This window comes from Stenotrophomonas acidaminiphila (genome assembly GCA_002951995.1).
In the GTDB taxonomy this organism is placed as follows: domain Bacteria; phylum Pseudomonadota; class Gammaproteobacteria; order Xanthomonadales; family Xanthomonadaceae; genus Stenotrophomonas; species Stenotrophomonas acidaminiphila_A.
In genome coordinates this window covers 2,377,249-2,391,711 of the sequence record CP019797.1, presented here as the reverse complement: position 1 = coordinate 2,391,711, position 14,463 = coordinate 2,377,249, and the positions used below count along the sequence as shown (strand labels likewise).

The 14,463-nt window shown below is 69.6% G+C and carries 13 protein-coding genes; 5 read left to right on the top strand and 8 right to left on the bottom strand.

What is annotated here, in order from left to right; translation table 11 throughout:
• Positions 1-22: 22 nt before the first annotated feature.
• The 8 genes from B1L07_10690 to B1L07_10655 form a co-directional block, all read right to left on the bottom strand.
• Positions 23-1,228 (bottom strand): 1-deoxy-D-xylulose-5-phosphate reductoisomerase, encoded by a 1,206-nt coding sequence (locus B1L07_10690; protein ID AUZ55473.1) that lies wholly within the window; start codon positions 1,226-1,228, stop codon positions 23-25.
• Position 1,229: 1 nt separating this feature from the next.
• Positions 1,230-2,051 (bottom strand): phosphatidate cytidylyltransferase, encoded by an 822-nt coding sequence (locus B1L07_10685; protein AUZ55472.1) that lies wholly within the window; start codon positions 2,049-2,051, stop codon positions 1,230-1,232.
• On the bottom strand, positions 2,048-2,809 hold the full coding sequence (locus B1L07_10680) for a di-trans,poly-cis-decaprenylcistransferase (GenBank protein AUZ55471.1): 762 nt from the start codon (positions 2,807-2,809) through the stop codon (positions 2,048-2,050). Before B1L07_10680 ends, B1L07_10685 begins: the two co-directional genes overlap by 4 nt.
• Before the next feature lie 15 nt (positions 2,810-2,824).
• A complete protein-coding gene (locus B1L07_10675) occupies positions 2,825-3,382 on the bottom strand; it encodes a ribosome recycling factor (protein ID AUZ55470.1) in 558 nt (185 codons plus the stop codon).
• A gap of 131 nt (positions 3,383-3,513) precedes the next feature.
• Entirely contained in the window at positions 3,514-4,242 is a 729-nt protein-coding gene (locus B1L07_10670) for a UMP kinase (GenBank protein AUZ55469.1), read from the bottom strand.
• A gap of 109 nt (positions 4,243-4,351) precedes the next feature.
• Complete coding sequence (locus tag B1L07_10665; GenBank protein ID AUZ55468.1) at positions 4,352-5,833, bottom strand: GGDEF domain-containing protein; 1,482 nt, start codon at positions 5,831-5,833, stop codon at positions 4,352-4,354.
• Positions 5,834-6,039: 206 nt separating this feature from the next.
• Positions 6,040-6,921, bottom strand: a complete 882-nt coding sequence (locus B1L07_10660; GenBank protein ID AUZ55467.1) for a translation elongation factor Ts — start codon at positions 6,919-6,921, stop codon at positions 6,040-6,042.
• Positions 6,922-7,052: 131 nt separating this feature from the next.
• Positions 7,053-7,859 (bottom strand): 30S ribosomal protein S2, encoded by an 807-nt coding sequence (locus B1L07_10655; protein ID AUZ55466.1) that lies wholly within the window; start codon positions 7,857-7,859, stop codon positions 7,053-7,055.
• A 314-nt stretch (positions 7,860-8,173) separates the two neighbouring features.
• Here B1L07_10655 and B1L07_10650 point away from each other — a divergent pair, with 314 nt between their 5' ends.
• Genes B1L07_10650 through B1L07_10630 form a run of 5 tightly spaced genes read left to right on the top strand, consistent with a single transcriptional unit; the run spans position 8,174 to position 14,206 of the window.
• The gene (locus B1L07_10650) at positions 8,174-8,974 is read left to right on the top strand and encodes a type I methionyl aminopeptidase (GenBank protein ID AUZ55465.1); all 801 of its coding nucleotides are present in this window, start codon (positions 8,174-8,176) and stop codon (positions 8,972-8,974) included.
• Entirely contained in the window at positions 8,971-11,619 is a 2,649-nt protein-coding gene (locus B1L07_10645; protein ID AUZ55464.1) for a [protein-PII] uridylyltransferase, read from the top strand. The genes B1L07_10650 and B1L07_10645 overlap by 4 nt, the downstream gene beginning before the upstream one ends.
• Complete coding sequence (locus B1L07_10640; GenBank protein ID AUZ55463.1) at positions 11,619-12,662, top strand: 2,3,4,5-tetrahydropyridine-2,6-dicarboxylate N-succinyltransferase; 1,044 nt, start codon at positions 11,619-11,621, stop codon at positions 12,660-12,662. Before B1L07_10645 ends, B1L07_10640 begins: the two co-directional genes overlap by 1 nt.
• A gap of 46 nt (positions 12,663-12,708) precedes the next feature.
• On the top strand, positions 12,709-13,065 hold the full coding sequence (locus B1L07_10635) for an arsenate reductase (GenBank protein AUZ55462.1): 357 nt from the start codon (positions 12,709-12,711) through the stop codon (positions 13,063-13,065).
• 13 nt (positions 13,066-13,078) lie between these two features.
• Positions 13,079-14,206 (top strand): succinyl-diaminopimelate desuccinylase, encoded by a 1,128-nt coding sequence (locus tag B1L07_10630; GenBank protein AUZ56553.1) that lies wholly within the window; start codon positions 13,079-13,081, stop codon positions 14,204-14,206.
• Positions 14,207-14,463: the final 257 nt, after the last annotated feature.

The window sequence follows — 14,463 nt, the reverse complement described above, 5'->3', positions numbered from 1 at the left end:
GCGGCTCGGTTGGAAGACGGGGTCAGGCATGGGGCAGGCGGGCGATGGCGGTGGAGGTGACCTGGCGGGAGCGGGCGTCGGCCGCCAGCAGGGCGTCCAGTGTATCGGCAGCCATGCCAGGCAGGGTGGACAGCGCATGTTCCACCAGCGCCGGGATCGACAGGAAGCCTATGCGGCCCTGAAGAAAGGCTGAAACGGCGACTTCGTTGGCGGCGTTCAGGATCGCCGGGGCGCTGCCGCCGGCCTCCATGGCCTGCCAGGCCAGGCGCAGGCAGGGGAAGGCCTCCAGGTCGGGCGCCTCGAAATCGAGCCGGCCCTGGGCCAGCAGGTCGAGCCCGGCCACGCCCGATTCGACCCGCCGCGGCCAGCCCAGGCCCACCGCCAGGGTGGTGCGCATGTCCGGCAGGCCGAGCTGGGCCAGGGTGGAGCCGTCGATGAACTCGACCAGCGAATGCACCAGGCTCTGCGGGTGCACCAGCACCTCGATGCGCGCCCCCGGCACGCCGAACAGGTGGTGGGCCTCGATCACTTCCAGGCCCTTGTTCATCAACGTGGCCGAATCGACCGAGATCTTCGGCCCCATCGACCACTTCGGGTGCGCCACGGCCTGCGCCGGGGTGACCGCTTCCAGTTCGGCGCGACGCCGGCCGCGGAACGGGCCGCCGGACGCGGTGAGCAGGATGCGGCGTACGCCCGCGCCCTCGACGCTGGCGTCGCGCGAGCGCAGGCACTGGAAGATGGCGTTGTGTTCGCTGTCGATCGGGATGATGTCCGCACCGGCGGCGGCCGCTTCGCGGGTCAGCAGTTCGCCGGCCAGCACCAGCGATTCCTTGTTGGCCAGCAGCAGGCGCTTGCCGGCGCGGGCGGCGGCCAGGGTCGAGGACAGCCCGGCGGCGCCGACGATGGCCGCCACCACGGTGTCGCAGGCGTCGCCGGCGGCCAATGCGTCGATGGCCCCGGCCCCGGCGTGCGCCTGGGTGGCCAGGCCGGCATCGCGCAGCCCGTCGCGCAGGCGCGCATACAGCGCCGGGTCGGCGATGGCGGCGTGTTCGGGGCGGTGGCTGCGGCACAGCGCGAGCAGCGCGTCCACGTTGTTGCCGGCGGCCAGCACGCTGGCGCGCATCTGCCCCGGGTGGCGGGCGATGACGTCCAGCGCGGAGGTGCCGATCGAGCCGGTGGCGCCCAGGATCGCGACCCGGCGCGGGTGGGGGAGCGGGGCGGCGGACATGTCAGAAACCGAAGATTTCCTTGCCCAGCGCGAACACCGGCAGTGCCGCGAGCACGCCGTCGATGCGGTCCAGCACGCCGCCGTGGCCGGGGATCACGTTGCCCGAATCCTTGAAGCCGGCATGGCGCTTGAGCAGGCTTTCGAACAGGTCGCCGAGCACCGAGGCCAGCACCGTCGCCGTTGCCACCAGCAGCAGCCAGCCGATGGCGCCGGGCTGCACGCCGGCCAGCCAGCCGAAGCCGACCGCGACGACCAGGCCGGCCACCAGCCCGCCCAGCAGGCCTTCGATGGTCTTGTTCGGGCTCACCCGTGGCGCCAGCTTGTGCCTGCCGAACGCGCGCCCGGCGAAGTACGCCCCCGAGTCGGCCGCCCAGACCACCGCCAGCGCGGTCAGCAGCCAGCGGTTGCCGTGCGGTTCGCCGGCATGGATCAACACCAGCGCGGCCCAGGCCGGAACGATCGCCAGGGTGCCGGCGGCCAGCTTGAGCATGCGTGCGCTGCTTTCCTCGTGGGCGCCGAAATCGAAGAAACGCAGCCACAGCAGCGCCAGCAGCCAGAAGCCGATCCCGGCCAGCGTGGCCAGCTGGAACAGCACCAGGCTGCCGGCCGATGCCCACACCAGCAGCACCATCAGCAGCAGGTTCAGCACCAGCAGCACGGTGCGCGGCAGTCCATCGATGCCGGCCAGGCGGAACCATTCCCACAAGCCGGTGAGGAACACCAGCGCGGCGGCCGCGGCCAGCCATTGCGGCGGCAGCAGCAGGATCGCGCAGATGGCCGCCGGGGCCATGATCAGCGCGGCGATGACACGGGTCTTGGTCATGGGGAAACGGTCTCCGTGGCCGCCGCGGCGACCTGTGCGCTGGTCAATCCATAGCGGCGTTCGCGCCGCGCGTAGTCGTCCAGGGCCTGCTGCAGGATGCCGGCATCGATGTCCGGCCACAGCACGTCGGTGAACCACAGTTCGGTATATGCCAACTGCCACAGCAGGAAATTGCTGATGCGGGTGTCGCCGCCGGTGCGTATGAACAGGTCCGGCGGCGGCAGGTCGGCGAGCGCCACGTGGCGGCCGAGAAGGTCTTCGTCGATCTGCGCGGGCTGCAGCGCGCCGGCGGCGACCTGCTCGGCGAGCAGCCGCGCGGCATGGGCGATGTCCTGGCGGCCGCCATAGCTGGCGGCGACGTTCAGGGTCATCGCGCCGTTGCCGGCGGTACGCTGTTCGGCCCGCGCCATGCGCTGGACGATGCCGGGGGCAAAACGCGCGCGGTCGCCGATGAAACGCACGCGCACGCCACGGCGGTCGAGTTCGTCCACCTCGCGGTCGAGCGCGCCCAGGAACAGCTTCATCAAGGCGTCCACTTCTTCCGCCGGCCGTCCCCAGTTCTCGCTGGAGAACGCGAACAGGGTGAGCGCGGCGATGCCGCGCTCCAGGCAGAAGTCGATGGTGCGGTTGACCGCGCGCGCGCCGGCGCGGTGGCCGATCATGCGCGGGCGGCGCCGCTGCTGCGCCCAGCGGCCGTTGCCATCCATGATGATGGCAACGTGCGCGGGCACGCCGGGTGCTGGCATGCCGTCGGGCATGACGGACGGCACCGGTCAGACCGCCATCAGTTCCTGTTCCTTGAGCTTGACCACCTCGTCGACGTCCTTGATCGCCTTGTCGGTCAGCTTCTGGATCTCGTCCTGCGCGCGGCGGTCCTCGTCCTCGGTGATCGCCTTGTCCTTGAGCAGCCGGGCCACTTCCTGGTTGGCGTCGCGGCGGATGTTGCGGATGGCGACCTTGCTGTCCTCGCCTTCCTTGCTCACGGTCTTGGCCAGTTCCCGGCGGCGCTCTTCGGTCAGCGGCGGCAGGTTGAGGCGGATGGTGGTGCCCACGGTGGTCGGGGTCAGGCCCAGGTCGGAAGCGTAGATGGACTTCTCCACTTCCTTGATCATGTTCTTGTCGAACAGGGTGATGACCAGCGAGCGGCCTTCGGAGACGCTGATGCTGGCCACCTGGTTCAGCGGCGTGTCGGTGCCGTAGGCCTTGACCTTGATGCCGTCCAGCAGGGCCGGCGAGGCGCGGCCGGTGCGGATGGTGGTGAGGGTGTGGCGCAGAGCGTCGATGCTCTTGGCCATGCGCGCCTGCGCATCTTGCTTGATGTCGTTGATCATCGCCGGAATCCTGGATGTTTCTGGAACCGGCCGATTATAGGCGAACAGCCCTGCCGGCCGGACGGGAATCGTGAAGCCGGGCGCGGCCGATCCCGCGCGCCCGGTGCGTGGTCCCGCGGCGCGGGCCGGGGTCAGTGGGCGTCGCGGCCGTGCACCAGGGTGCCGATGTTCTCGCCGCGCAGGATCTTCAGCAGCTCGCCGGGCTGGCCCATGTCGAACACGCGCAGCGGCAGGTCGCTGTCGCGGGCCAGGGCGAAGGCGGCGGTGTCCATGACTTCCAGCCCCTGGCTGATGACCTGGTCGTAGCTCAGGGTGTCGTAGCGCACCGCGTCGGCATGCTTGTTCGGGTCCTTGTCGTAGACGCCGTCGACCTTGGTGGCCTTGAGCAGCAGGTCGGCGCCGATCTCGATGGCGCGCAGCGCGGCGCCCGAATCGGTGGTGAAGAACGGGCTGCCGACGCCGGCGGCGAAGATCACCAGCCGGCCCTTCTCCAGGTGGCGGATGGCGCGGCGGCGGATGTAGTCCTCGCACACGTCGTTGATCTTGATCGCGCTCATCACCCGCGCCTTGGCGCCGAGCTTCTCCAGCGCGTCCTGCATGGCCAGCGCGTTGATGACCGTGGCCAGCATGCCCATCTGGTCGCCGGTGACCCGGTCCATGCCGCCGGCGGCCAGGCCGGCGCCGCGGAAGATGTTGCCGCCGCCGATGACCAGCGCCACCTCGGCGCCGGCCTGCTGCGCTTCGATGACCTCGCGCGCCAGGCGGTTGATGACCTTGGGGTCGATGCCGTAGTCCTCGTCTCCCATCAGCGCCTCCCCGGAAAGCTTCAGAAGGATGCGTTGGTAGGCGAGCTGGGACATGGACGACCTCGATGGCTGGAAAACGCGGGAATTCTAACGGATCGAAGGCCCGCCGGGCAGCGCTTTTGTTGCACTGCAATGACCGGCCCGGTGCCGCACCCGCGCGCGTTCAGCCGGAAGCCGGTTGCGGCTCGGGGGCTCGGGCGATCACCCGGTTGCGGCCCAGGCTCTTGGAACGGTAGAGCACGTCGTCGGCGGCCTTGAGCAGGTCCTGCACGTTGGCGAAGCGCTCGTAGTCGCCGTGGGTGGCCACGCCCGCGGAAAAGGTCACGTGCAGTGGCGCGCCCTCGATCTCCGCCATCGGCGTCTGCGCGATGGTGTCCAGCACCCGCCGCACCACTTCCAGCGCGATGCGTTCGTTGGTGTCGGGGAACAGCACCACGAACTCCTCGCCGCCGAAGCGGGCGACGGTGTCGCTGGTGCGCAGCTGCTCCTGCAGGTGCGAGGCGAAGGACTGCAGCACCTGGTCGCCGGCCAGGTGGCCATGGGCGTCGTTGATCTTCTTGAAGTCGTCCAGGTCGATGAAGGCGATCGACAGCGGCCGGTTCATGTGCGCGGCGCGGGCGAACTCCTGCTCCAGCACCGTTTCCAGGTGGCGCCGGTTGAGTACCCCGGTCAGCGCGTCGAGGTGCGCCTGTTCGGCCAGGCGCCGGGCCATCAGTTCGAAATCATCGGCGCGCCGGCGGCTGGCGGAGGCGTCCTGCAGCTCGCGCAGGTTGCGCAGTTCCTTCAGTTCGTCGGCGTGGTCGAGCAGGAAGCGCAGGCGTGCGGAGCTGGGTACCGGCACGTCGAGCAGCGCGCACAGCTCGGGCAGCATCTGGCTGACCCGCTGCAGCACCAGCTCGAAGCCCTGGCTGTCCATGCCCAGCTCGCGGTAGGCGCGCTGCAGCGCATGGCTGCGCGCGGCGTCAGCATCGGCCGCCAGCCAGATTTCGGCCACGCAGCCGGACAGGGCGATGCAGCGCTGGAACAGGTCTTCGGGTTCGGCCGGGGGTTCGCTGCGGGCGATGCCCTCGACCAGGTACCGGGGCAGGTGCCATTGCTCGCACAGCTGCGCGCCGATGTCGGCATGGCTGCAGCCGAGGATGGCGCGCTCGTGGGCGAGCAGCTCCTCGTTGCAGGTGGCCTTGTCGAACAGCGCCGGGTAGATGTCCGGGCTGGCCTGCATCAGCGCCAGGGTGCCGACGTCCTGCAGCAGCCCGGCGAGCATCAGTTCCTCGACCCGGCGTACCCCGCTGCCGAGTCCAAGGAAGCGCGCGGCCAGCGCGCAGAGCACGCTGCGGCGCCAGATGCGCTCCAGCAGGCGCGGGTCCAGCCCCTCCTTGTCCATCGCGTTGGCCAGCGAGAAGCCCAGTGCCAGCTGCAGAGTCGCGTTCAGCCCGAGCATGGTCAGCGCCTGCCCGAGGTTCTCGATGCGGCGCCGGCTGGCATACAGCGGTGAATTGGCGATGCGCAGCATCCGCGCGCTCAGCGCCATGTCCATCGCGATGGCATCGGCCGCGGTGGCGATGTCGGTCTCCGGATCCTGCGCCAGCTCGATGATGCGGATGGCGATGCCCGGCGGCGAGGGCAGGTTGCGGCAGAGTGACAGCGCTGCGTTGAGCTCGGGGACATGTCGGGGGAGGTGTTCAGCAGGCCATCAAGGATACAGGCAGGGCGGGGGCGGGCGGGTTTGCGTCACAGTATCGGGCAAAGGGACTTGAAGTCCACAGCAAAAGCCGGTCCGGCCACCGTATGGCGGAAAAAAAAGAAGCCGCGGAGTCCGCGGCTTCTTCTGGGCTCCGGATCGGGGCCGGGTCAGACCTGCATCGCCTTGGCGACTTCGGCGGCGTAGTCCTCGACCACCTTCTCGATGCCTTCGCCGACCACCAGGCGCTGGAAGCCGACGACGTCGCCGCCGGCGGCCTTCACGGCCTGCTCGACGGTCTTGTCGCTGTCCAGCACGTAGCTCTGGCCGTACAGGGTGACTTCGCTGATGATCTTGTTGATCTTGCCGCTGATGATCTTCTCCAGGATTTCGGCCGGCTTGGCCTTGTCCTTTTCGCTCATCTTGGCCAGCTCGATTTCCTTTTCCTTGGCAACGAACTCGGCCGGCACGTCGGCGGCCTTGTTGTGCGGCGGGTTCATCGCGGCCACGTGCATGGCCAGGCCGTTGGCCAGCTCGGCGTTGCCGCCGGCCAGGTCGACCAGCACGCCGATCTTGCCGTTGCTGTGCACGTAGGCACCAACGGTGTTGTTGCCGTCGACCTTGGCCAGGCGGCGGATCTGGATGTTCTCGCCCAGCTTCTGGATGGCGGCGGTGCGGGATTCCTCGACGGTCTCGCCGGAAGCCAGCTTGGCCGACTTCAGCGACTCGACGTCGGCGGCGCCGGAAGCCAGCGCGGCAGCGGCGACGGCGTCGACGAAAGCCTTGAAGTTGACGTCATTGGCGACGAAGTCGGTTTCCGAGTTCACTTCGACCAGCACGGCCTTGCCGCCGTTGACGGCGACGCCGATGCGGCCTTCGGCGGTGACGCGGTCGGCCTTCTTGTCGGCCTTGGCGGCGCCGGACTTGCGCAGGGCTTCGGCAGCGGCGTCGATGTCGCCGTTGTTTTCGGCCAGAGCCTTCTTGCATTCCATCATGCCGGCGCCGGTGCGCTCGCGCAGTTCCTTGACCAGGGAGGCGGTGATTTCAGCCATGGGATTACCTCAACGATAGAAAGGGGCAGGCCGGCGATGATCGCCGGCCGTTGTTACGTGGCCCTGTCAGTGGCCGGCGCCGGTGGCGCTGCCGCAGGGAAGGCGGGTGGAAGCGCCACCCGCCGGGTGCATCAGGCCGAAGCCTCGTCGCCCTTCTTGGCGCCCTTCTTGGCCGGAGCGCGGCGGGCCGGCTTGGCTTCTTCGGCGGCAGCGGCGTCGGCGAACTCTTCCTCGCGCACCGAGGCGGCGTGCGGGGCGGCGGCCTTGCCTTCCAGCACCGCGTCGGCGGCGGCGCGGGCGTACAGCTGCACGGCGCGGATGGCGTCGTCGTTGCCCGGGATGGCGTAGTCCACCAGTTCCGGGTTGTAGTTGGTGTCGACCACCGCGATCACCGGGATGCCCAGCTTCTTGGCTTCCTTGATGGCGATGTCCTCATGGCCGATGTCGATCACGAAGATCGCGTCGGGCAGGCGGTTCATGTCCTTGATGCCGCCCAGCGAAGCTTCCAGCTTGTCGCGCTCGCGGCGCAGGCCCAGCACTTCGTGCTTGACCAGGCGGTCGAAGGTGCCGTCGGTTTCGCCGGCTTCCAGTTCCTTCAGGCGCGCAACCGACTGCTTGACGGTGCGGAAGTTGGTCAGGGTGCCGCCCAGCCAGCGCTGGTTCATGAACGGCATGCCGCAACGCTCGGCTTCTTCCTTGATGGCATCGCGCGCGCTGCGCTTGGTGCCCAGGAACAGGATGGTGCCGCGCTTCTGGGCAACCGACGAGATGAAGTTCATCGCGTCGTTGAACAGCGGAACGGTCTTTTCCAGGTTGATGATGTGGATCTTGCCGCGGGCGCCGAAGATGTACGGGGCCATCTTCGGGTTCCAGTAACGGGTCTGGTGGCCGAAGTGGACGCCGGCTTCCAGCATCTGGCGCATGGTGATCTGGGACATTGCAGAACTCCTGACGGGGAACCGGCGATTCCGCCCGCGGGCAAAGTGTGCGGGACGCGTGGAAGCGCGACGGGTTCCGGGGTTGGGCTTCCCTGTTGCCTCCGTGGCCGAACTCCTCGCGGAGCACCCCGGCACGGATGGGGGCAGCAGGTGTGGATTCACCGGTGACGCCCGGTGTGGGCGGCCTGGGCAGGCGCGGGGCCGGCAACGCAGCCGCCGGATTATAGGGTGCGCGGGGCGCCACGCAAATTGCCGGGCCGGGCGGGCGGCGGTGGCGCCGGAAAACTCGTTCAGGCAGGCGCCGATGGGTGATAATGGCGGCCATGAGCGTGAACCTGAAAACCCCCGAAGAAATCGCCAAGATGCGCATCGCCGGCCGCCTGGCGGCCGAAGTGCTGGACATGATCGGCGCGCACGTCAAGCCCGGTGTCACCACCGAGGAGCTGGACCGCATCTGCCACGACCACATCGTCAACGTGCAGGGCGCGATCCCGGCCAACGTCGGCTACCGCGGCTTTCCCAAGACCCTGTGCACCTCGGTCAACAACGTCATCTGCCATGGCATCCCCAGCGAGGCCAAGGTGCTCAAGGACGGGGACATCGTCAACATCGACGTGACCGTCATCAAGGATGGCTGGCACGGCGACACCAGCCGCATGTACTACGTCGGCACGCCCTCGGTGATGGCCCGGCGCCTGGTGGAGACGACCCGGGAGGCGATGTGGCGCGGCATCCGCGCGGTCCGGCCGGGCGCCACGCTCGGCGACATCGGCCATGCGATCCAGGAATACGCCGAGTCCGAACGCTTCAGCGTGGTCCGCGAGTACTGCGGCCACGGCATCGGCAAGGTCTACCACGACGAGCCGCAGGTGCTGCATTACGGCCGTCCCGGGCAGGGGCTGGTGCTCAAGCCGGGCATGACCTTCACCATCGAGCCGATGATCAACGAGGGCACCCGTTACACCAAGGTGCTGCCCGACGGCTGGACCGTGGTCACCAAGGACCGCAAGCTCTCGGCGCAGTGGGAACACATGGTCGCCGTGACCGAGGACGGCGTCGAGGTGCTGACGCTGTCGCCGGCCGAGGCCGGGCACGCGCAACCCGGGGCGGCATGAGCCTGTTGCCGGCGGATCTGGTCCAGCACGTACCGGACGCGCCGGCCGACCCCGCGGGCGATGCGCAGTGGGCTGCCGCGGCGCGGCAGTCGCTGGCCCAGGCCGACGCGCGGCTGTGCCGGCGCTTCGAGCAGGGTGACAACATCGAGCGGCTGCTGGCACTGCGTGCGCGCTGCGTCGACCAGTTGATCCAGCAGGCCTGGCGGCGTTGCCTGGCGGGCGAGGGTGGACTGTCGCTGTTCGCGGTAGGCGGCTACGGCCGTGGCGAACTGTTCCCGCGTTCGGACATCGACCTGCTGGTGCTGGGCGAGCCCCAGGTGCAGCAGGCCAGCGAGGCCGCGCTGGCGCGCCTGTTCGCATTGCTGTGGGACGCCGGGCTGCCGGCCAGCCACGCGGTGCGCTCGGCCGCGCAGTGCGCGCAGGCCGCGGCCGACCAGACCGTGCTCACCGCGCTGATCGAGGCGCGGCCGCTGTGCGTGGCGCCGGGCGCGCAGCAGGCGCTGGCGCGCGCGGTATCGCCGACCCTGATCTGGCCGGCGCGCGATTACTTCCTGGCCAAGCGCGAGGAGCTGCTGCTGCGGCACCAGCGGTTCGGCGATACCGCCGACAACCTGGAGCCGGACATCAAGGATGGCCCCGGCGGCCTGCGCGACCTCAATACCCTGGGCTGGATGGCGCTGCGCGCGTTCGGCGTGAGCGACATCGACGCGCTGGTCGGGCTGGGCCACCTGGGCCTGGACGAGGCCGCCGCGCTCAAGCGCGAGCGCGCGGTGCTGGCGCGACTGCGCTTCGGCCTGCACCTGGTCGCGCAGCGCGCCGAGGAGCGCCTGCGCTTCGACCACCAGAAGGCGCTGGCCGAGCGCATGGGCTTCGCCGATGACGCCGGCAACCTGGGCGTGGAAAAGATGATGCAGGGCTTCTACCGCAGCGCGGCGGTGGTACGGCGGATCAGCGACCGCCTGCTGCAGCGGTTCGAGGAGCAGTTCGACGGCGAGGCATCGCCCGAGCCGGTCGGCGACGGTTTTTCGCTGCGCCGCGGCTACCTGTCGGCCGACGACCCGTTGTGGCCGCATGGCGACATCGCCCGCATCTTCGCCCTGTTCGCCTGCTGGGCGCGCACCCCGCAGGTGCGCGGGCTGCATTCGCTGACCGCGCGCGGCCTGGCCGAGATGCTGGACGAGATTCCCGCCTATACCGAAGTGGACGCGGCGGCGCGCGAGCAGTTCATCGCCCTGCTGCGCGGGCCGCGCGCGGTGGACACGCTGGCGCGCATGGCGCGGCTGGGCGTGCTCGGGCAGTGGATACCGGCGTTCGCGCAGGTGTCCGGGCGCATGCAGTTCGACCTGTTCCACGTCTATACCGTGGACCAGCACACGCTGATGGTGCTGCGGAACATCGGCGTGTTCGCCGCCGGCCGCGCCGACGAGCGGTTCTCCATCGCCCACGAGGTCTGGCCGCGGCTGCGCAAGCCCGAGCTGCTGCTGCTGGCCGGTCTGTTCCATGACATCGCCAAGGGCCGTGGCGGCGACCATTCCGAACTCGGCGCGGTGGACGCGCGCGCGTTCTGCGCCGCGCATGGCCTCAGCGCCACCGACACCGAACTGGTGGCGTGGCTGGTGGAACAGCACCTGCGCATGTCGGTCACCGCGCAGAAGCAGGACATCACCGACGCCGAGGTGATCCACCGCTTCGCCGGGCTGGTCGGCAGCCGCGAACGGCTCGATTACCTGTACCTGCTGACCTGCGCGGACATCGCCGGCACCAGCCCGAAGCTGTGGAACGCCTGGAAGGACCGGCTGCTGGCCGACCTGTATTTCGCCGCGCGCCGCGCGCTGCGCGAGGGGCTGGAACAGCCGCTGCCCGAGGCCGAACGGGTACAGGAAGCGCGCGCCAGCGTGCGCGAACTGATGCGCGCGCTCGGCCATGCCGATGCGGTGATCGAGCGCCAGTTCAGCGCGATGCCCGACGAGAGCTTCGTGCGCTTCCGGCCCGAGCAGCTGGTGTGGCAGGCCACATCGCTGATGGAAGTGGCGCGCGGCGGCACCCTGGTCAAGGCGCGCCGGATCGCACCGGAAAGCGACGCGCTGGAAGTGTTCGTGCATTCGCCCGACCGCGACGGCCTGTTCGCCGCGATCGTGATGACCCTGGACCGCGCCGGCTACAGCATCCACCGCGCGCGGGTGCTCGACGGGCCGGAGGACACCATCTTCGATACCTTCGAGGTGACCCCGGCCGGCAGCTTCGCCGACGGCGATACCGCGCGCCTGGAGCTGCTGCTGCGCAAGGCGCTGGCCGGCGACATCCAATGCCTGCGGCCGGCGCGGCGGGTGATCCCGCGCCAGCTCCGGCATTTCCGCTTCGCGCCGCGCATCGAGTTCATCGAGAACGCCGAGCATGCGCGCACGGTGTTGAACCTGGTGGCGCCGGACCGCCCGGGCCTGCTGGCCGACGTCGCGCACGTGCTGCGCGACCAGCAGCTGCGGGTGCAGGATGCGCGCATCGCCACCTTCGGCGAACGCGCCGAGGACCAGTTCCAGCTGACCGATCGCCACGATCGCCCCCTTACCGAAACTTCCCGGCAGGCACTGCGCGACGCATTGCTGGCCTGCCTGGAGCCCGACAGAACGCCAGGAGACCCCCGCTGATGGCCACCCGGAAGCCCGCCGCCAAGAAGCCCGCCCCGACCAGGACCGCTACGACCAGGACCGCCGCGAAGAAGGCCGCGCCGAAGAAGGTCGCCGCTGCGGCGGCGCCGGCCGCGAAGCCGGCCAAGGCGCCCAGGAAGACGCCCGCGGCCCGGCCGAAGGCGATCGAATCGATCGGTCCGCGCAGCCTGCGCAAGCCGCCGGCGCCGGGCGTGGCGGAAATGAAGTTCGGCATCGAGAGCGCGTTCGAACGCCGCGCGATGCTGACCATGGACGAGATCGAGGGCTACACCCGGCCGCTGGTCAACCGCGTCATCGACGGCCTGGAGTCGGGCGAGTTCCGGGTCGCCGAGCCAGATGGCAATGGCGGCTGGAAGGTCAACGAGTGGTTGAAGAAGGCGGTGCTGCTGTACTTCCGCGTCAACGACATGAGCGTGATGGACGGGCGTCCGGCGCCGTTCTGGGACAAGGTCGAATCGCGCTTCGGCGGGTATGGCGAGGCAGAATTCCGCGCCGCCGGGGTGCGCGTGGTGCCCGGCGCCATCGCCCGCCGCGGCGCGCACTTCGGCCGCGACGTGGTGCTGATGCCCAGCTTCACCAACATCGGCGCGTACGTGGGCGAGGGCACCATGGTCGATACCTGGGCCACGGTCGGCTCGTGCGCGCAGGTCGGCAAGCACTGCCACCTGTCCGGCGGCGCCGGCATCGGCGGCGTGCTGGAACCGCTGCAGGCCAGCCCGACCATCATCGAGGACCACTGCTTCATCGGCGCGCGCTCGGAAGTGGTCGAAGGCGTGGTGGTCGGCCACCACAGCGTGATCGGCATGGGCGTGTTCCTGAGCCAGAGCACGCGCATCTACAACCGCGCCACCGGCGAGATCAGCTACGGCTACATCCCGCCCTACAGCGTGGTGGTGTCCGGCTCGCTGCCGAGCAAGGACGGCACCCATTCGCTGTACTGCGCGGTGATCGTCAAGCAGGTCGACGCCCGCACCCGCAGCAAGACCAGCGTCAACGACCTGCTGCGCGGCCTGGCCGACTGATGTTCCTCCTCTCCCTGGCCGGAGAGGGCAAGCCCTGGATCCTGCAATGACCACTCTCTACGGACTCAAGAACTGCGATACCTGCAAGAAGGCCAGCAAGTGGCTGGACCGTTTCGGCGTCGCCCATGCTTTCATCGACTACCGCGAGCACAAGCCCAGCCCCGAGACCCTGGTCGAATGGGCCGGCAAGGCCGGTGGTTTCGACGCGCTGGTCAACAAGTCCTCGACCACCTGGCGGCAGTTGCCCGATGCGCGCAAGGCGCCGGGCTCGGACGCCGAGTGGAAGCTGCTGCTGCGCGAGTACCCGCAGCTGATCCGGCGCCCGCTGGTGGTCACCGACGACGGCGCGCTGAGCCAGGGTTTTTCCGACAACGGCTTCAAGCAGCGCTTCGGCATCGGGTAAGGCAATGGCGCCGATGGACGATGTGGTCGAACTGACCTGCGAACTGATTGCCCGGCCGTCGGTGACCCCGGACGACGCCGGTTGCCAGCAACTGCTCGGCGGCCGCCTCCGCGCCGCCGGCTTCCACTGCGAGCACCTGCGCCTGGGCGAGGTCGACAACCTGTGGGCCACCCACGGCAGCGGCGCGCCGGTACTGGTACTGCTCGGCCATACCGACGTGGTCCCCAGCGGCCCGGTTGCGGCCTGGACCAGCGATCCCTTCCAGCCGGAGGTGCGCGACGGCATGCTCTACGGCCGCGGCGCGGCCGACATGAAGGGCAGCGTGGCCGCGTTCGTGGTCGCCGCCGAACAGTTCGTCGCCGCCCATCCCGATCACCCGGGCACGCTGGCGGTACTGCTGACCAGCGACGAGGAGGGCGATGCCATCGATGGCGTGCGCCACGTCGCGCGCCTGTTCGGCGAGCGTGGGCAGCGCATCGACTGGTGCATCACCGGCGAGCCGTCGTCCACCGCGACCCTGGGCGACCTGCTGCGCGTGGGCCGCCGCGGCAGCCTGTCGGCGACGCTGCAGGTCAGGGGCGTGCAGGGCCATGTCGCCTATCCGGACAAGGCGCGCAACCCGATCCACCTGGCCGCCCCCGCGCTGGCCGAACTGGTCGCGCGGCACTGGGACGACGGCTACGAGAGCTTCCCGCCGACCTGCCTGCAGATTTCCAACATCAACGCCGGCACCGGCGCCGGCAATGTCATCCCCGGCGACCTGCAGGTGATGTTCAACCTGCGCTACAACCCGCACTGGAATGCCGGGCGGCTGGAGGCGGAGATCGCCGCGCTGCTGGACCGCCATGGCCTTGATTACACGCTGCGATGGCACCGCAGCGGCGAGCCTTTCTACACCCCGGAAGGACGCCTGCGCAGCGTCGCGCGCGAGGTACTGGCCGGGTTCGCCGGCGCCACGCCCGAGGAGAGCACCGGTGGCGGCACCTCCGATGCCCGCTTCATCGCGCCGCTGGGCGCGCAGTGCATCGAGGTGGGGCCGGTCAACGCCAGCATCCACCAGGTGGACGAGCACGTGCGCCTGGACGACCTGCGGGCGCTGCCCGACCTGTACCGGCAGTTGATCGCGCGGCTGCTGGCCTGATCCGCCCGCGGCCGCCGCGGCGGCCGTGGGATCGCAGGCGCGCACGCACGGGCACATCGGTTGCCCACGAAACAGTTGCACGCCGTCGCAGGGCCACGCTATCGTCGGCCCCATGAACCGCAACGCCCGCACCAACGTGAACGTGTCGAACAACCGCAATAATGCGGTTGCGAACAATCGCGCGCGGCCGATGCGGGTCTGCGACTGAGCCACAAGCACCATACGCCCAGTGACCAGAAAACCCGCATCGGCCGATG